Source organism: Pseudoalteromonas rhizosphaerae (genome assembly GCF_902498845.1).
Classification (GTDB): domain Bacteria; phylum Pseudomonadota; class Gammaproteobacteria; order Enterobacterales; family Alteromonadaceae; genus Pseudoalteromonas; species Pseudoalteromonas rhizosphaerae.
Genome location: NZ_CABVLM010000007.1, coordinates 111,993 through 129,225, shown reverse-complemented (window position 1 = coordinate 129,225; position 17,233 = coordinate 111,993). Strand labels below are relative to the sequence as shown.

General features: G+C 39.2%; 17 protein-coding genes. 7 read left to right on the top strand and 10 right to left on the bottom strand.

Annotated features, from left to right (window positions below):
- Positions 1-22: 22 nt before the first annotated feature.
- Entirely contained in the window at positions 23-820 is a 798-nt protein-coding gene (locus PSR9079_RS12490; protein WP_149981892.1) for a response regulator, read from the top strand.
- A gap of 44 nt (positions 821-864) precedes the next feature.
- Here the strand turns inward: PSR9079_RS12490 and PSR9079_RS12485 are convergent, their stop codons facing one another.
- Complete coding sequence (locus PSR9079_RS12485) at positions 865-2,457, bottom strand: carboxylesterase/lipase family protein (RefSeq protein ID WP_149981891.1); 1,593 nt, start codon at positions 2,455-2,457, stop codon at positions 865-867.
- Between the two features lie 279 nt (positions 2,458-2,736).
- Between PSR9079_RS12485 and PSR9079_RS12480 the strand changes: the two genes are divergently transcribed.
- The 3 genes from PSR9079_RS12480 to PSR9079_RS23665 all read left to right on the top strand — a co-directional run bounded on the left by PSR9079_RS12480 (position 2,737) and on the right by PSR9079_RS23665 (position 3,987).
- Positions 2,737-3,153, top strand: coding sequence for a hypothetical protein (locus tag PSR9079_RS12480; protein ID WP_149981890.1), 417 nt, complete (start codon positions 2,737-2,739; stop codon positions 3,151-3,153).
- A 129-nt stretch (positions 3,154-3,282) separates the two neighbouring features.
- Positions 3,283-3,819: a hypothetical protein gene (locus tag PSR9079_RS12475; RefSeq protein WP_149981889.1), complete on the top strand. Its 537-nt coding sequence runs from the start codon at positions 3,283-3,285 to the stop codon at positions 3,817-3,819.
- Positions 3,820-3,987: a hypothetical protein gene (locus PSR9079_RS23665; RefSeq protein ID WP_179959182.1), complete on the top strand. Its 168-nt coding sequence runs from the start codon at positions 3,820-3,822 to the stop codon at positions 3,985-3,987.
- A 58-nt stretch (positions 3,988-4,045) separates the two neighbouring features.
- Here PSR9079_RS23665 and PSR9079_RS12470 read toward each other — a convergent pair whose 3' ends face one another.
- The gene (locus tag PSR9079_RS12470) at positions 4,046-4,726 is read right to left on the bottom strand and encodes an SDR family oxidoreductase (protein ID WP_149981888.1); all 681 of its coding nucleotides are present in this window, start codon (positions 4,724-4,726) and stop codon (positions 4,046-4,048) included.
- Between the two features lie 346 nt (positions 4,727-5,072).
- On the opposite strand from PSR9079_RS12470, the gene PSR9079_RS12465 reads away from it, so the two are divergent.
- The gene (locus PSR9079_RS12465) at positions 5,073-5,927 is read left to right on the top strand and encodes a mechanosensitive ion channel family protein (protein ID WP_145242032.1); all 855 of its coding nucleotides are present in this window, start codon (positions 5,073-5,075) and stop codon (positions 5,925-5,927) included.
- A 198-nt stretch (positions 5,928-6,125) separates the two neighbouring features.
- Here the strand turns inward: PSR9079_RS12465 and PSR9079_RS12460 are convergent, their stop codons facing one another.
- The 6 genes from PSR9079_RS12460 to PSR9079_RS12435 all read right to left on the bottom strand — a co-directional run bounded on the left by PSR9079_RS12460 (position 6,126) and on the right by PSR9079_RS12435 (position 11,310).
- A complete protein-coding gene (locus PSR9079_RS12460; protein WP_149981887.1) occupies positions 6,126-7,121 on the bottom strand; it encodes a DUF4382 domain-containing protein in 996 nt (331 codons plus the stop codon).
- 86 nt (positions 7,122-7,207) lie between these two features.
- Positions 7,208-7,756 carry a GNAT family N-acetyltransferase gene (locus PSR9079_RS12455; RefSeq protein ID WP_149981886.1) on the bottom strand — a complete coding sequence of 183 codons (549 nt, stop codon included), beginning with the start codon at positions 7,754-7,756 and terminating at the stop codon, positions 7,208-7,210.
- Between the two features lie 3 nt (positions 7,757-7,759).
- A complete protein-coding gene (astB, locus tag PSR9079_RS12450) occupies positions 7,760-9,106 on the bottom strand; it encodes an N-succinylarginine dihydrolase (protein WP_149981885.1) in 1,347 nt (448 codons plus the stop codon).
- 64 nt (positions 9,107-9,170) lie between these two features.
- Positions 9,171-9,401 (bottom strand): helix-turn-helix domain-containing protein, encoded by a 231-nt coding sequence (locus tag PSR9079_RS12445; RefSeq protein WP_179959181.1) that lies wholly within the window; start codon positions 9,399-9,401, stop codon positions 9,171-9,173.
- A 362-nt stretch (positions 9,402-9,763) separates the two neighbouring features.
- On the bottom strand, positions 9,764-10,774 hold the full coding sequence (locus PSR9079_RS12440; RefSeq protein ID WP_149981883.1) for a zinc-binding alcohol dehydrogenase family protein: 1,011 nt from the start codon (positions 10,772-10,774) through the stop codon (positions 9,764-9,766).
- 104 nt (positions 10,775-10,878) lie between these two features.
- Entirely contained in the window at positions 10,879-11,310 is a 432-nt protein-coding gene (locus PSR9079_RS12435) for a MarR family winged helix-turn-helix transcriptional regulator (RefSeq protein WP_149981882.1), read from the bottom strand.
- Between the two features lie 125 nt (positions 11,311-11,435).
- Here PSR9079_RS12435 and PSR9079_RS12430 point away from each other — a divergent pair, with 125 nt between their 5' ends.
- The gene (locus PSR9079_RS12430; protein ID WP_145242020.1) at positions 11,436-11,864 is read left to right on the top strand and encodes an organic hydroperoxide resistance protein; all 429 of its coding nucleotides are present in this window, start codon (positions 11,436-11,438) and stop codon (positions 11,862-11,864) included.
- A gap of 432 nt (positions 11,865-12,296) precedes the next feature.
- The gene (locus tag PSR9079_RS12425) at positions 12,297-14,417 is read left to right on the top strand and encodes a methyl-accepting chemotaxis protein (RefSeq protein WP_149981881.1); all 2,121 of its coding nucleotides are present in this window, start codon (positions 12,297-12,299) and stop codon (positions 14,415-14,417) included.
- A gap of 294 nt (positions 14,418-14,711) precedes the next feature.
- Here PSR9079_RS12425 and PSR9079_RS12420 read toward each other — a convergent pair whose 3' ends face one another.
- The gene (locus PSR9079_RS12420; RefSeq protein ID WP_149981880.1) at positions 14,712-15,056 is read right to left on the bottom strand and encodes a PEGA domain-containing protein; all 345 of its coding nucleotides are present in this window, start codon (positions 15,054-15,056) and stop codon (positions 14,712-14,714) included.
- A gap of 203 nt (positions 15,057-15,259) precedes the next feature.
- The gene (locus PSR9079_RS12415) at positions 15,260-17,230 is read right to left on the bottom strand and encodes a serine/threonine-protein kinase (protein ID WP_149981879.1); all 1,971 of its coding nucleotides are present in this window, start codon (positions 17,228-17,230) and stop codon (positions 15,260-15,262) included.
- Positions 17,231-17,233: the final 3 nt, after the last annotated feature.

Sequence of the window (17,233 nt, the reverse complement as noted above, 5' to 3'; positions counted from 1 at the left end):
TAGCAACACTGAAGAGATTTAAATGAAAGATTTAACAGCAATAGCCAATTTATCAATATTATTAGTAGAGCCTTCAGATGTTCAGCAAAAGCTTATTATAAAGTCACTTACTCAATGCGGTGTGTCACAAATTGAAACTGCTACTTCTCAAGCGCAAACGTTAACAATGCTGGAGAATTATCAGCCGGATTTGATTATTAGCAGCATGTATTTTTCTGACGGTAGCGCTGACTCTTTATTGCAAAAAATCAGAGTGACCTCTGGTATTGAGCATCAAGCTTTTATGCTGGTATCGACGGAGCGCAATAAAACCTATCTTGAACAGTTAAGGCAGTCAGGAGTATTAGCTATTTTACCAAAGCCATTTAGTGCTGAGGCAATTACGCGAGCGTTAAGGGCAACATTAGATATCATCACTGAAGAAGAAGTTGAGTTAGAGCATTTTGATGTAACGCTATTGCGTGTACTTGTGGTTGATGACAGTCGTTTTGCTCGTAAGCATATTATTAGGGTCTTGGCTGGAATGGGAATACCGACGCCTGTAGAAGCCGAAAATGGTAAACAAGCGATTGAACACCTTAACACCCAATCATTTGATCTAATTGTTACTGATTACAATATGCCAGAAATGGATGGCAAAGAGCTAACGGAGACCGTAAGAAGCTCGAATGCTTACTCGCATATTCCTATTTTGATGGTGAGTTCTGAGGCAAACGACACTCATTTAGCTAATATTGCTCAAGCTGGTGTAGATGCCATATGTGACAAGCCATTTGAACCAGCCACAGTAAGAGAGCTACTATTTAAAATAATGTCTTAGATATTCACCTAAATGACTTAATAGCAAGCTGAGTTACTTCAACACTATTTTATTGAGGCTTTAGCTTGTGTTACATCAAGACGAGCTTCAAGAGGATCTGGTGAAAAAGTCGCGGTACCTTGTTTATTCAGTTGTAGGATATAGCGCTCATCTTCTTTAAATGCGCGCCAAGCAGATAACCCCGGCCCATTGGGTGTGCCGTATTTAATAAAATTAGTAACGTAACGATGCATTGTTTTAGCCGTTTGTTTGTCTTGCTCGGTGGTAATATGGCCATACTTAGTTGTTACTGTATTGAAAAAGTAAGGTATTTCAGTCGCGTGCGCTGCGCCTTGTGCAGTAACTGTTTGTGCTACATAGCCAAATCGGTAAATAAACGCGGGCTGTGAAAATTTACTCACTTGTTGAGCAACAAAACGAGTAGGTTCTTGCATTAAGAGGTCTTGACCAGTTTCATAATTAAGTATTGCGAGATCTGTGTTGCCTTTACTGTCATAAGCTTGTTGGGCTTGCTCAGCGCGTGAGCCAAAACTTTTAAATAATGCTTCCTTTGTGCTGTAAATTGCAAAGCCAATATCTTTATCTGTGGTGCCAACCATAGTGGGAACATGGCTAAAGTTACCTTCGTTGAATGCTTCTTCGGTCGATGAACTAACTAATATACCGTCTAAAATGGGCCCGCCTACATAGGTGGGCGCTTCTGGGGAAGGGGTCATATTTGCTAAGTTAAGGCCATCAACAAGCTGCTCGGCGCTTAGCGCACGCAGTGCGTTTAATGCTGCTTTATTATCGCCTGTTATACCGTGCTGAGCTGCAAAGTTAACTCCCACTTGCTCAGCTGATAGGATATTTTTATTATCACTGGTTAGTGGCAGTTGATTAAAAAGCTCTCTGCCACCACCAGACATAATAATAGCTTTATTGAATAATCCTTGTGCAGCAGAGGTTTGCATCATTGCATGCACCGACTTACCGCCCGCAGATTCGCCCATCAGTGTGACTTGCTGAGGATCACCACCAAATTGGCTGATGTTACTTTTGACCCAGTTTAATGCTGCAATTTGATCCATGAAGGCATAATTGCCAAGAGCATCATTTTCAAAGCTACTCAGTGCTGGATGAGCAAAAAAACCAAACCGGCCAAGTCGATAATTAAAGCTGACAAACACCACACCTTGCTTTGCAAAACTTTCACCGGAATACACACCAGGAGATGAACCGCCATTGACAAAGCCACCCCCATAAATCCACACCACTACTGGGTAAGGCTGTTTACTCTGTTTTGCAGGCTTAAACACATTCAAATATAAACAATCTTCAGCTGGTGGGGTTCCCAGTGGTGCAGCATCGCCAGCAAATGGTTTTTGCATGCAATCGGCTGCGAATTCGGTAGTACTTTTTATACCTTGCCAGTGAGTTACTGGTTGCGGTGCGCGCCAGCGCTTATCATTTACCGGCGGAGCAGCAAAAGGGATCCCTTTAAAAGAAATCACTTTGCCCGAATCAGTACCTTGAATTTTGCCGCCAGTTACATCAGCAATGGTATTTTGGGAGGGCTCGGAGCAAGCTTGTACAATAAAAATAGTAGCGATCAGTGATGGAATAAAAAGCAGAGATTTAAGAGAACGCAATACCATTTTTAAGCCCTGTAAAGGTTGTTTTAATGTCTATAGTTATCAGATAGTAGCATCTAGACTCGTATAATAAAAAGTGACTATACAGAAAATAATCAAATGCTATACAGAGAGACTCGTTGTATTTATTAGATTATTAATTCATCAATGCTAGACTTATTGCTACATAAAAATACTTTCGTTACTCAAGCAAATAACTTACCCAAATGTGGGTTATAAAAATGCTAGCATTGCAGTGCTGCCAATAGCTAGATCCAAGTGTATGTAAAGGAATACGTTGATATGCAATACATTGAGTATATTACAATACTTGCTGTGATATCTATCAGTGGTTGCAGTGATATTAAAATAGAGAAGCAGTGCTTTGAGCCCATTCATTATCAAGCAAATAAATTATTTCAAAGTAGTGAAATTCGTGTCGAACCTATATGGGGTGGCCATCCTCGAAACGACTACTTAAAAGATCACAACGTAGAGGGTCATCTCAGCCCTTACGGCGGGTTTGAAAAGATATCAGCCTCTAGTCAGCTTACTCTTACAGGAAATATATATAAGATAACGCCAAATATAGGTGAGCGTTATATTGGTAGAAATTCAGAGTATCTTTTATTTGAAGTCACAGTTGATGCAAAAAAGTATGTGATCTCTGATCAGATCCCTGAGCATATCTTGCTACCTTTACGGTGTTTTTTTAATTAATGGCGTGTCTATATAGATAATGTTATTTCGTTGGCTGCTAGTGGTGCTTATCTTGTCACCTACTTGCATAGTTAAAAACATGGAAAGTCGTTGTTCAAAAATTTAATTTAAATAAGGAAATGTTTAACAATGAAGTATTTTAAAACCCCTGAATTTTTGCATGAAGCGTTTGGCGAAAAACAATCGATTTTAGAGATCACCGGTACTATTTTGTTTGCTTTAGTCGGCAGTTGGGTTATTTATTCGGTTGCGGAGATTAAACTCGATAATTGGCGAGCAATCTTAGCTTTTATATTAATTGCTGACGTATTAGCAGGATGTATTGCTAATTTCACTCTTGGTACCAATGAGTTTTACACAAAGCGTCCTAAAAATAGGCTGATTTTTATTGCCATTCACGTTCATATAATAGTGATTGCGTGGTTACTTTCACAGCCACTAGGTACTGCACTGCTTATATGGGCATATACGATAGTGGCAGCATCTGTTGTTAATGCGTTACATGGTAAATCAATACAGGGTTTTATTGCTGCAAACTTAATGTGTTATGGCATCTTTTTGTTGATTTACTTATCGCTGCCAACGTGGTTTTTGATGGTGAGTCTATTTTTTATGATCAAAGTTTTATTTAGTTTTGCTGTTGATCACTATCGGCAATCAGCCTAGATGAATCCACTTAGGTATAAAAACCAGTACAGCTTAATTATTGATGCTCTGCAAAATAAAGATGCGTTAAGTGAGTCGCAAGTTATCGAGATCAATCATGGTACGATTGCGCAAGTTATCGCATCAATTAACCGATTAAAACAGGCGCGTTTAAGTTGCAGTAATTAATTTACTGCTTGGATCAAATTAAATGCCCTGTTAAGGGCATTTATTACTGTCGAGTCCGTTAATTACTCGGCATCAAAAATAACTCTCGTATATTGCAACGTGGGTTTGCCTCTATAGCAAATAGTACCGCCTCGGCTACATCATTTGGGTCGAGTTTGTCGGGTTTTGCTTCATCAAAAAAAGGCGTATTGACCATGCCTGGGGCAATAGTGGTGCAGCGTCCTTGCCATGGCTTCATTTCTTCAGCTAAGTTTTGCCCAAAACCGTAAGCAAACCATTTTGTTGCGCCATAAACAGAGCCTTTAAGGGCAATACGTCCTGCGGCGGAACTGGTTAAAATAAAGTGTCCTGTGGTTTTTCTTAGGTGTGGCAGAGTGAGTTTTGCGGTGTAAAGCAGTGCATTGATATTAATATCAATCATTGTTTGCCATTGCTCAGGATCGCCCTCTTCAACACCTGGCGTTTGAACACCCATACCGGCATTGGCAAATGCAACATCAAGGCGGCCAAAGTGTTTTATACCTGCATTAACTACGTTTTCAAGCGATGAAAAATCAGTGGCATCTGCGCAAACTGCTAATGCGTTATCAGCCCCTAACTCTTCAACCAGCGCATTAAGTTTGTCTTCACTGCGAGCGGTCAAAATTACTTTATGACCGTTTGCGACTAAGGTTTTTGCTGTTGCTTCACCAATACCACTGGAAGCGCCTGTAATAAGTACAACTTTTTCTTTACTCATGACTTGCTCCTCGATTAAATCTGAGACTAGGTTTGATACTCTTAGTGGTGATGGTAACAGTGAAGGATTAACCTCCATTGAATGCTTATTACACCAACTTGCTGGATTGATTTAACTATATGATTTTTAATTGTTTTTAAAGATTAAAATAAAAAGTTAGGTTTATATTTATTATGCTATATAATCGCGCGGTTTCGCTTTGAGGCCAGCTTATTTTTTAGCAGGCTACAAATCGCAAATGGTTATAGCAGCTCACACTTATTGGCTTATAACAATATGGTTTTAACCTTGTGTAAGCTATGTTAAACCTTGCTCAATTGCAGCAATTACTTAGTGGAAATAAACAGTGAAAGATAAGTTATTAGTGTTTTGGCAAAATCATTCAGAAACCATAATGACTCTAGGTTATAAACTGATTCTAGCGTTGGCTATTGTTATAGCTGGTGCTCTAATTGCGCGCTCTGTTAAAAGAGCGATCCAAAACTCTAAGTCGCCTCTTAAGAAAATGGATAAAACCTTACTACCAATTTTATCGAGTGTGCTGGGCTACTTGGTGTATATCATTGCAGGGTTGTTTATTTTAGATATTTTTGGTGTTAATACAGCCAGTTTAATAGCACTTATGGGGGCGGCTGGCCTTGCGATTGGCCTTGCGTTAAAGAATACCCTCAGTAATATTGCCGCAGGTATTATGTTATTAATACTTAGGCCATTTAAAGTTGGTGACTTTGTTGATGCCAGTGGCACAACGGGTACTGTGAGTGAAATTAACCTCTTTACAACTATTTTTAAAACCAATGATGGCCTGTATATCGCTTCGCCAAATGGCAAAGTGTGGGGTGGCAATATTAAAAATTTTACTCGCAATGGTAAAAGACGTATGGATATTGTGGTCGGTATTTCGTTTGCTGACTCAATAGATGATGGCTTAAATGTACTTAAAGAAATAGCCGCATCAGAAAGCCGATTATTAGCGGATCCAGCACCTAAGGTGATGGTGACATCGATAGCTGAAAGCTCAGTGAATATTCAATTACGTGCGTGGACAGTTAACGGTGATTATTGGCAAACAGTCTGGGATCTTAATAAACGCGTAAAAGAGTCTATTGAGCAAGCAGGACTGACAATTCCATTTCCGCAGCGTACGTTACATATATCGGAGTCGATGGCATCGGCAATAACCGTTAACAAGGATGTATAAATAACGAGGAGTGAGCAAGCTCTGAAATTACCACCTATTTTATTCCTTGAGAGTAGATGCTTGCTACCAAGGAATGTAAAAAAGCCAGTCAGTTAACACTGACTGGTTTTTTTTGCTGGTATTAAGGCTTTTCAGCTGAGTAATTAATTTTCACTGAACGGCATGATTTACACGGCCAAATTTTATAGTGGCTAACTATTATTGACTGATAGTGAAAGTCACATCAAGGTCATCGCTAGCGGTTACCGTAACGGGTTTAACTTGATAAAGCGTAAATGCTTCGTCTTGTAGTTCAGCGTCATCAATGTGTGCCGCGCAGGTGTAAGCTAATTGATAGTCACCAGGGGTGATGAAAGCAAGCTCAAACTCATATTGGTTGTCGTCGCTATCAAATACCACATTGGCTGTTGCCAATGGCGCATCAGCTGGTGTTTCATCCTCGTTCACTTCATAATTATCAAGTGGTGCAGCTACATCACTGCTATAAAGATAGACCGCATGACCAAATGAGCCATCTTCAGCGGCAAGGGCGATGTTATCTGTTTCACAGTTGGCGATAAGCGCATCACTTACTGTGCCTTCAATGTCTTGTGATTCAGATAGATTTTCTAAACGCACACCGCGTGGTTTTAAAAATATTTCTTCACTATTTTGTGGATCAACAAGAGACTTTTTCAAATCAAATTCAAGTACAAACTCATTGTCTGTTTGATTTAAAGTAAAACCGTCTAGTTGGATTTCGCCAACACCGTCATTGCCTTTACGTTTGACAACCAGTGGTGCAATGCTGCCATCTTCATAGACAACGTGCGAAGTGGTTGTAAGGTCGTTTGTGTCGCCATTGACCACATCAGCACGGATCCATGAATATTCGCCAGCAGGTACATCTTCGTCGTCTAATAACGAGAAAATGTCATCGCCAGTGTAGTCAAGTAAGTTAACCATTTGCGGTTTTGTTGAATCATTACTGTCAACGGTGGCAAAGCTATATTCTTCACCGCCTTGTGATTTTAAGGTGATTCGATCAAAAACCACGTTTACTTGTTTTAAGCCAGTGATTGGTGCATCTGAAACACCCAAGCTAAAGGTTGATTTTTGCGGCTCTGGTGTCGTTGGTGAATCATCATTAGATGAGCCACATGCGGTAAGAGCTAATAAAATTGCAGTTGTTAAAGCGGTTAACCTAATATTCATAACTACCCCATTAATTATTTTCAAAACAACCGTGAGTATAGGGTAGCCAGCTTAACCGAACTTGAACTTGTTATTTAAATGTTATTTTAGTGGCTAAGAGGTGCGTAAAGTAATTTATAAAACAGCACAGTACTTTGTAATTCGCCCGATGAACTAAGGGCAAACTGTGGTATTTCACCGGCTTCTATATAGCCTAATTTTTCATATAAAAGTGAGGCAATATCGCCTAAGCGGGTATCCAGTACCAGTAGCTTTAATTGTTGCTGCAGCGCACTTTTTTCAAGGGTATGCATAAGTTGTTTTGCAAATCCTTGGCCTTGGTATTGGCTATGTACCATTAGCTTTTCAACCTCACCGCGGTGAGCGCCATTAGCTTTTTGACACAGCGCTAATTGCACTGCACCAATTACCTCAGATCCTTCGGTGATAACAAATAATTCGCGGCTATCATTTAATAAATCGCATTCAATACTGTGCCAGTAGTGATCTGCTTGTGCGCGCGTCAATGGCGCGATAAAACCAATCGATGCACCATTGTTAACGCTATCAACCAGTAAATGATTTAGCGATTGCTGATATCCCGCTAGTGAACTGATTTTATGTATTTGCGTATCTACAACGCTTGTATCTTGCATGGTTTATCCTTCTAATTGAAATGGATACACAGAGCCTAGGTGCAGATGTTGAGTTAATTCATCCAGCGCTTGCCAGCTTTCACGTAACAAGTTTGGATCTGCAAAATCATCATTACTAAGTTTGTCACGATAGTGCTTATTCGCCCAATCACATAGTTGTTGGTACTTACTATCGTTTAAAATAACCGCAGGATTGACTGCCGCGAGTTCTTGTTGATTTAGCGCTACACGTAATCGTAAGCAAGCAGGGCCACCACCATTTTGCATGCTTTGTTTTAAATCAAAAAATTGCACTTGATCAATTGGATTGTCTGCAAGGATCATTTCTTCAATATAACTGTTAACTGCCTGATTGTTTTTACATTCTTGTGGAGCAACTAGTAACATTTTGCCATTGTTTAAACTAACCAGTTGGCTATTAAATAAATAGCTAGTTACAGCATCTTGCACGCTTACTTTGGCTGTTGGCACCTCAATAATATGCAGTGTTTTGTCGCCAATATATGCATCTTTTATTTGTTGTAGGGCGAGAGGCTGATTTAAGAAAGCTTGCTCGTGACAGAGTAATACATTGGCGTTACCCACCGCGATTACGTCATTATGGAACACCCCTTGATCAATCACCTCAGGGTTTTGTTGAATCATTAATTGGCTAGATGGTTTTAGCTGATGTAGTCGGCATATTGCTTGTGATGCTTCAAGTGTCTGCCTTGCAGGAAATTTAACTGGCTTAGGCAGTGCGCTGTTAAATGCGCTGGCACCATATACAAACAGCTCCAAACCTTGAACACCATGCTCGTCGCCTAAGCGAGTATGGTTAGCCGCGCCCTCATCACCAAAAAAACCTTGATCTGGCAAATGGGTATGATGACTAAAGTAGCCTTCGTTATTAAACATGGCTTTAAGTAATCGTGTTGTTGTTTGAGGCTCAAGGGAGCGATGAAATTTGTTATTCAAATTAGCAGCAGTAAAGTGAACTTTGCCATCAAGTGTGTCGGCTGATGGTGATACAGTGCCGGCATTGGCAGTCCACATTGATGATGCTGAATAACATGCGCGAACTAAAACAGGATCAGCTTTAAACGCTTTACTGATCACTTGTTCAGCAGTGCCTGTAAATCCTAAACGACGCAATACATTTATATCAGGGCGGGCATGTGGGGCAAATACCCCTTGAGTTAGTCCCAAGTCATGCATAGCTTTCATTTTCGCTAAACCTTGCAGTACCGCCTCTTTTGGATTGGAGTAACTTGCAGCATTATTTAATGATGCTACGTTACCGTATGATAATCCCGCGTAGTTATGAGTCGGGCCTACAAGGCCATCAAAATTAACTTCTACAGCTGTCATAGTTATCCTGCAATTTTACTAATTTTAGTGTATTTAAACTATACAGAAAATAATCAGTAGTAGGTTAATTAAAATTAGCTAATTCTAGCTCTACGCTCTGCAAGTTTTGTTGCAAACGTTTTTGTGCTGCGAGTAGGTAGCTTTTTTGCTGTGCTATTTTTGCTTGTTGTTGACGCAGTGCTTTATAGATCACTCGTTTGGGTAAATCATAGTGCTCAGAGGCTTGGCTAATTGTTAATTGATGCACCGACAACTTTTTAAGCGCTTCATCTAAGCGCGGGTAGTTACTTAACATATTCACGCTCCTTTTCTGCGGTGGTATGTGGATCATTAGCATGGTGAATATGCCAAATGCTTATATCTAAGCGCCATAGTAAATACAACATATGATAAATATTAGTCATAGCTCGCTCCCTGTAGACGAGGTAAATGAAGGTAAAACTCAGATTAGTGAGTTACTCTTTTGTAAGGAAGATCTGTGCCAGTCTTAATAATTATTTTTAGTTAAAATAAATCAATAGCTTAAGGTTTTTTCGTTGTTGTATGATTGAGTATAAGCACTAATGTAGTGAAAAATAATGATGGCTTTGCACTTTGCTGGAGCAGAAGGGGAATTATTTGCGCGTTCAGATGAGCGCGCAATAATATTAAGTAAGTTTAAAACCCTTCAAGTACCAGCTTACCGCGTGATTGATGAGATTCTAATATAGCGTGCGCTTTGAGCAGGTTTTCTATATTAATTTTCCCTAAATGTTGGCCTAAGGTAGTTTTAATGGTGCCGTTATCAACTAGCTCTGCTAATTCAGTAAGTAACTGATGTTGCGCTATCATATCGTCAGTTTGGAACATTGAACGAGTATACATAAACTCCCAATGCAGTGAGATACTCTTGCGCTTGAGCGCTAAAATATCAAAACTTGCTGGGTCGTCTATTAAAGCTAATTTACCTTGTGGTTTGATTACTTTAATAATTTCATCAAGATGTTGATCGGTATGAGTGAGGCTAATTACATAATCAAATTCAGCAAGATTATGCTCTGTTCGTTGTGCATCTAAGCTTTGTGAGTGATCAAGCACTTGATCAACACCTAGCGCATTTAACCAGCTAACGCTATCTACGCGTGATGCTGTGCCTATCACCGTTAAGTTGGTTAGCTGTTTAGCCAACTGCACTAAAATTGAGCCAACACCGCCTGCGGCACCAATAACTAATAATGAAGCTGGTTTTGCATTGTTGGAACGTGATATTTGCAAACGATCAAACAGTAATTCCCAGGCTGTAATACTGGTTAGCGGTAACGCAGCAGCTTGGGCATCGTTCAAGGTAATAGGCGCACGGCCAACAATACGTTCATCAACTAGTTGAAATTCAGCATTACTGCCTGAGCGCGTTAAATCACCGGCGTAATAAACCCGATCGCCCAGATTAAATAAACTTACTTTATCACCAACAGCTTTTACGATCCCAACAGCGTCCCAACCAATGACTTTATGACCTTGTTCAGGGCTAACATTTGCGCGGATCTTCGCATCGACAGGATTAACTGAAATTGCTTTTACTTCGACCAATAAATCGTGACCGGATGCTGTTGGAATAGGTAACTCGATGGCTTCGAAAGAATGATTACTAAGTGTTTTGGTTGCTGTTTGGTATCCAATGGCTTTCATGAGTTGCTCCGTTAAATTGTTTTGCTGCACCCACTATAACGCAGTTTTATAATAGAAAAAGAGTGGGGTATGTATACACGAATCTCTCTCAAAATTTTTGATAATTAACTTAAGTCAGTATTGAGTTTATCAAGTAAAGTAATTAGTTGTGTGGCTTCTTGCTGTGTAATAGATGGAAAACGGCAACGAATTTGCTCAGGGATGTTCGCTGCTTGTTGTTGCAGCTGTATGCCATGTTTGTGTAACTTTACGACTCGCTTACGTTTATCTGTTTCATTTTTAACCACGGCTAATAAGCTTTTATCGGTCATTTTTTTCAAAATTTGCGTCATGGCGCCGCCATCAATTGCGGTTTTTTCCAGCAGCTGTGCAATACTGATCTCATCTTCTTCCCAGAGCGCCATCATCACCACATATTGTGGATAGGTCAGTTCAAGTTCGTTTAGTGCATCTCGATAGGCACGTACCACTGAATTGGAGGCCATATACAGACGATGACAAATTTGATTATCTAATTTCAATTGTGGATATTTCATAGTAGCTCTCGAATGATGACATTGCATTTTAATTTGTACGCAAAGTATTTGCAATGATCAATAAACTGTTCTATTATTTTGCACGCAAAGTAAATTCAGTCCCAACCTTAAATAAGGAAAACATTATGAAAGAATTACTACAAGTCGCGTACACAGCTAAAGCAACTGCAACGGGTGGCCGCGAGGGCACTGCAAAATCAGACGATGGCCGTTTAGATGTGGCACTTTCAACTCCAAAAGGGTTAGGTGGCGATGATGGTCAAGGTACTAACCCTGAGCAGTTGTTTGCAGCGGGTTATGCAGCGTGTTTTATTGGTGCATTAAAATTAGTCGCAGGCCAAGCTAAAGTTAAGTTACCTGCTGATACCCGCATTGATTCAGAAGTATCGATTGGTCCAATCGAAGGTGGTTTCGGTATCGCTGTAAAATTAGCTGTTTTTGTCGGTGATGTAGATAAAGACACCGCAGAAGCGTTAGTGGCTAAAGCACACGAAGTTTGCCCATATTCAAATGCTACTCGTGGTAATATCGCAATTGAATTGTCGGTTATCTAACTTATTGTAAATTTGAATAATTTATATTTTTAAAGGCGCATTTTTATTTTAAATGCGCCTTTTTTGTGGCTCATAGTTTATAACTATGAGCTTTTTAGAACACCATTTATAACCAAGACACGTTATTGTGATAATTCGTACTTAATATTCAATCCTCAGTTTGTGCTACCCGACAACCAACATCCCCCATTTTTACTTTGCCATATTAAGACTATTTATAGAGTGCAAAGTCATTGCCAAGCGTTTACACCAATAGTTAAGTAATGATCAACTCGATATCTAAATTGGTTTTGTTATCGCGAAAACTTTTTAGCTACTTGGTAAAATTAAATAGTATTAGCGCAGCATTAATATGTTTTTTCAACAAAATAGATTAACTTATGAATAATTGAACTAGAATGTAAACGTAGTTTTAATTAAAGGATAAGTGGAATGCGGCAATTAGCGTTGGCGAAAAAGTTACTATGGCTTACTTTAGGTAGTATTTTTATCACCGTTGTAGTGCTATCGAGTGTGCTTTGGTGGCAATTATCAAGCAGCAATAAAGTGTTATCAGCACAAGCTGAAAAATTGATAGTTACTGAGGTAGAAGAAAAGCTCACCAGCAATGCTGCTGTGTACGGTGAAAAAATCGCAGGGTTTATCAACGAAGCGTATCGAGTGCCTTTTTCACTCGCAGCAATACTTGGTAATGAATCAGCTAAAGATGCTTTAACGCGTGATTCAGTGGTACAGCTTAATCGCTCTATTATAGAAGGTAATTCAATACTTTCTTCAATCTACTCGCAATTTGAAGCTAATGGTTTTGATGGGGACGATCAACAGTATAAAAATGGCTATGATCATTCAGTCGCAGGCCAAGGCACCTTAGAAATTTACTTCACTCGCAGCCGTGAAGGTGTGATTGAACAGCAAGTTGTTGAAGATGCAGCAGAAAAATACGTTACGACCTTAAACGAATTTGGCCAACGTGAAGCTGAGTGGTACTTATGTGCTAAAGACACTAAAAAGCCGTGCATAATGGAACCCTATCTGTACGAAATATCTCCCGGCAATTCTGAAATGATGACTTCTTTGACTGTGCCAATACTTCGCGACGGTAAGTTTATTGGCCTCAGTGGTGTTGATATTACACTGCCAGTTTTTCAAACCATGACCGAGCAGTTATCAAAAGAATTATATAATGGTCAGGCGCGAGTTACCCTATTAAGTTCGATGGATTTAATTGTGGGTAGTAGTCATAACAAAGACAAACTTGGCCGTCCGCTAAAAGAAGCCGTCTCAGCCTCGGTGTTAAAAAATTATACTAGTTTGAAAGAACGCTCTGGAGTACAAAAGGGTGAAAATGAATACTTAGTCAATTACCCAATAGATATTAAACTTGCTGGTCGCCAGTGGACTTTATTAGTTGAAGTACCAGCAGAGCTTGCACTGCAAGGGCCACAGCAGCTAAGTGCAAGTATGCAAGATAACGCCAACACTCTTGGTGGGTTAATTTTAATATCTGGCTTAGTGATTGCTGGCGCTGCCTTTATTATTATGACTTTAGTTGTTAAAAGCATCGTGGCGCCGCTGCAACAAATTCAGTTACGGGTTGATAATTTAGCCAGCGCGGATGGGGATTTAACACAAACGTTAACGGTTGACACTCATGCAGAGTTAATTGCGCTCGCTGTTGGATTTAATGCATTTTTGGAAAAATTACGTGATTTAATTGCACAGCTTAAAGATGTATCAGGGCAGACGAAAGAGCAGGCGCAAATTGCCGCGCATGTAGCCGTTGATACTAAGCAAAATGTGCAAGCTCAGTTTCAAGAAATTGAAAGTGTCGTAACGGCAATGAATGAAATGAGTGCCACCGCACTTGAAGTTGCCCGTGCTTCAGAGCAATCAGCGCAACAGGCAGATGAAATCAATTCATTAGTGGTCAGCAGTGAAGCGAGTTTATCGTCTGCGGTATCACAAGTGAAAACTATGTCTGAAGAAATAAAACAAGCCAATCAAGCCGTAGCCAAGGTGGCAGCACGTAGTAATGATATTACGCAAATTTTAGATGTGATCCGCACTATTTCAGAGCAAACTAATTTACTCGCACTTAATGCTGCGATTGAGGCAGCTCGCGCTGGTGAACAGGGGCGAGGCTTTGCTGTTGTAGCCGATGAAGTACGTGCTCTGGCATCTAAAACTCGTGCGTCAACAGATGACATTAGTGGCTTAATTGATAACCTACAGCTTGAAGTGGGTAATGCCTCAACAGTGATTGAAAAAGGAGTTGTGCGAGCACAAACTGCAGTTGATGAAACCACCGTTGCCTTTGATGCTTTGCACAGTGTGGTAATTAAAGTGGAAGAGATCACTAATCAGATCACCCAAATAGCGACGGCTGCTGAGGAGCAAAGCTCTGTAACCGAAGAAATTAATCGTAATTTAACGCGGATATCTGATGCCGCATCACAACTTGCTGATTTATCAACTCAAGCCGGCGATGGTAGTCAAATGCTCAATCAGCTTGTTGCACAACAAGACGATGAATTAAACAAGCTAAAAACGTGATGCTACGATAAGTTATTGATTTTTTTAAATATAAAAAGTAAATGTTTAGCCGCTTTTAATTGGTTAAACATTTACTTGATAAGTGTTGGTGCTAAAGGGGGTATCAAGTCGATCTAAATACCTGCGTACCTTCATAGGTTGTATTTGAAAATAACGAGGATAATCAATCATCGTGTTAATGAATCGGCAAACACCCTGAGCGCTTTTAGAGGAGCTCGATAATAAGACTTTTATTGAACAATTTTATGCCTTTAAAATGTAAATTGACATATTTAAAGGCATAAACTTAATTAATTAGATTTCTGCAGATTTATCTAATTCAACAGTTAAAATAGTTCGCTTATCAACTACTACCCATTCGCGATATGTGCTGTAACCAGGCTTGCTTACTTCTACATCGTATTTGCCTTCTTTTAACTCAATACCGTTTTCATATTTTGGTTTGATATTCATAATACGTACACGCGCATCAGAGGGCTGAGTTGCCACAGTTAAGGAAATTACTTCAACAACTTCCTCAACAGGTGTTTGCGCTTGCGTTATGGTATCTTCAGATGCTTGTTTTTTTTCATCTACCGTAGTAGTCGTTGAGCAACCACTTAGTAATAATATTGCAGCTAAGGTGCTTATCTTTTTCATAAAAACTCCGTATAAATTTAAAATGCTGAAAGCCCTTAAGGATTAAGTGGAAGTGAGATAGCCTCCAAGTCATCCTTGACTCTTGTTATACTAATTACATCGAATTAGTGGTCTATTAGAGAGTTATTTAACTCGCTAGAATAATCATATTTTTAATAAAATTGCTATTAATGATAGTAGAAACCATAACAGTCCTGACTATTTTATAGCAAACTGTCAAGCAAACGAGTTATCTCCTCACTTCTTTCAACTAGCTTTTCAGCTGTCTTGTACATTTTTTGTTTTAATAGGCTATTGGCCATTGTGATATACCGTTTGGATAATTCTTCTTTAATAGCGACTAAAGGAGCAAAGTCTTCAGGTAGCATCGTTGACTCAGCATTAACAAGTTCTTCAAAGGCCAACAGATCTTGATAATTATCAATCGTGGCTAGTTTTTCAAAATAATGATCAAATCTCGGTTGATAAAAAGTTATTGCATCTTTTGTAGGGAAAGTGGCTTGCTCACCTAAATTTAATTTGTTTTGATAAAGACTAAGCACGTCTATAGCTGATTTTCTTTTTAGTAACTCATCAAATTGCAACTCTGATTTTTGTTTAGCTGTGAAGATAGACGTTCCTACATCTAATAATACTTTTTGAGCAACAACATTATCATTTTCAATTGATTGGTCTAAGGCTGTTTTAAAGTTGTTGATGTGCACTTCATTTGGTTGGTACACATAGCTACTATCAACATCTTTTAAATCATCAATCAATTTAATAATGTTGTTATTATCAAGTTCATCATAGCGCGATTGCTCTAATAACAAATTGATTCTCGATGTTATGTCAAAGATTATTGATTGACGCTCTCTTAAAATACTTTCTAATTGAGCGGTTAGCTTTTCAGAATCTGGATAGTATTCTAAAGCGTTAGAGTAAAGGTTAATTGTGCCATCAAAATCCTTAAATTTGCCAGATTCATTATTTAGTTGGTTAGCTTTGATATTAAAGTCTTGTAAAATGCTCTCTTGATTGACTCTTAATAGACCCTGTTTAAGCACATCATATTGAGGAGGTATTTCAGCAAGTTTAGTCAACACCTCAGAGCCATGCCACGACATCCAAGTTTCAACTTGTTGGTTAATTGCATTGGCATTTTCAAGCTTTGCTTCTAACTGTTTTAGTTGGGTAGAATTTGAGGCATAAAATTGGCTAATAAAAACGGCAACGGCGATTACACATACACTCGCGGCAATAGCAGGTTTGAAATTGCTTGTCAGTTTGGTTGATATAGCCTGTAATGATCCTAACCGTTTCGTTGCATCAAGCGACATCGCGTTTTGTAAATTACCCCAAAGCCATATAGGGCAATTACTAGGGCGTTTTGCTGTCGTCCCTTTAGGTAGTTTATCTGCTGCAACACGATCATATGGGTGTTTACTGCTCAGGAGCTCATATGCAATACATGCATATGAAAATATATCATCTTTTACAGATGCGTCAGCTCCTTGAAGTTGTTCTGGGCTTGCATAGGTTGGTGTGTAACCGCCTACTGCTGCGACATTCTTACTATTGTTAAAAGCATATGCGTCTTCGATTGTTTTATGTTTAGCAATACCAAAGTCGAGAACTTTCAAACGCCCATTTGAATCAAAAATAATATTAGAAGGTTTTAAATCATTATGAATAACGTTTCGTGAGTGGGCATAAATCAGTGCATCAGCAAGTTGTTGCAGGATGATATTCGCTTTTTTAAAATGCATTCCTGACGGTTTATTACGTTTTATTATTTGTTCTAATGTTTCGCCATCAACGAGTTCCATCGTCACATAGTGCAAATCATTATCAGAACTGGCTGAAAATACTTTGACAATATTAGGATGCGAAAGTTGTTGAGTTTTAGTCGTTTCATCTTTAAGCAATGTTATAGCTTCTTCAGATTGACTAAACTCTTCTAGTAATACTTTGAGCGCAACGTGTACTTCTGGACTGGTAGGACTTTCTAAAAATAGATCCCTTGCTCTGTAAATGTAGCACATGCCTCCTTGACCAATGAGTTCCTCAACTAAATATCGTCCAGATATTTTTTTACCAATTAAATTGAGTTTACTTTTTGGTTGGGAAGATCTAACGCTAGAGTCCAGCGAAGCAATTTGAGTTTTATCATTTGAGTTATTGATGCCGCTCATTAT

Excerpts from the sequence above, each read along its gene's own strand:
- PSR9079_RS12490 (WP_149981892.1), top strand. The coding sequence starts at position 23 with ATGAAAGATTTAACAGCAATAGCCAATTTATCAATATTATTAGTAGAG.
- PSR9079_RS12485 (WP_149981891.1), bottom strand. The coding sequence starts at position 2,457 with ATGGTATTGCGTTCTCTTAAATCTCTGCTTTTTATTCCATCACTGATC.
- PSR9079_RS12480 (WP_149981890.1), top strand. The coding sequence starts at position 2,737 with ATGCAATACATTGAGTATATTACAATACTTGCTGTGATATCTATCAGT.
- PSR9079_RS12475 (WP_149981889.1), top strand. The coding sequence starts at position 3,283 with ATGAAGTATTTTAAAACCCCTGAATTTTTGCATGAAGCGTTTGGCGAA.
- PSR9079_RS23665 (WP_179959182.1), top strand. The coding sequence starts at position 3,820 with ATGAATCCACTTAGGTATAAAAACCAGTACAGCTTAATTATTGATGCT.
- PSR9079_RS12470 (WP_149981888.1), bottom strand. The coding sequence starts at position 4,726 with ATGAGTAAAGAAAAAGTTGTACTTATTACAGGCGCTTCCAGTGGTATT.
- PSR9079_RS12460 (WP_149981887.1), bottom strand. The coding sequence starts at position 7,121 with ATGAATATTAGGTTAACCGCTTTAACAACTGCAATTTTATTAGCTCTT.
- PSR9079_RS12455 (WP_149981886.1), bottom strand. The coding sequence starts at position 7,756 with ATGCAAGATACAAGCGTTGTAGATACGCAAATACATAAAATCAGTTCA.
- astB (WP_149981885.1), bottom strand. The coding sequence starts at position 9,106 with ATGACAGCTGTAGAAGTTAATTTTGATGGCCTTGTAGGCCCGACTCAT.
- PSR9079_RS12445 (WP_179959181.1), bottom strand. The coding sequence starts at position 9,401 with ATGTTAAGTAACTACCCGCGCTTAGATGAAGCGCTTAAAAAGTTGTCG.
- PSR9079_RS12440 (WP_149981883.1), bottom strand. The coding sequence starts at position 10,774 with ATGAAAGCCATTGGATACCAAACAGCAACCAAAACACTTAGTAATCAT.
- PSR9079_RS12435 (WP_149981882.1), bottom strand. The coding sequence starts at position 11,310 with ATGAAATATCCACAATTGAAATTAGATAATCAAATTTGTCATCGTCTG.
- PSR9079_RS12430 (WP_145242020.1), top strand. The coding sequence starts at position 11,436 with ATGAAAGAATTACTACAAGTCGCGTACACAGCTAAAGCAACTGCAACG.
- PSR9079_RS12425 (WP_149981881.1), top strand. The coding sequence starts at position 12,297 with ATGCGGCAATTAGCGTTGGCGAAAAAGTTACTATGGCTTACTTTAGGT.
- PSR9079_RS12420 (WP_149981880.1), bottom strand. The coding sequence starts at position 15,056 with ATGAAAAAGATAAGCACCTTAGCTGCAATATTATTACTAAGTGGTTGC.
- PSR9079_RS12415 (WP_149981879.1), bottom strand. The coding sequence starts at position 17,230 with ATGAGCGGCATCAATAACTCAAATGATAAAACTCAAATTGCTTCGCTG.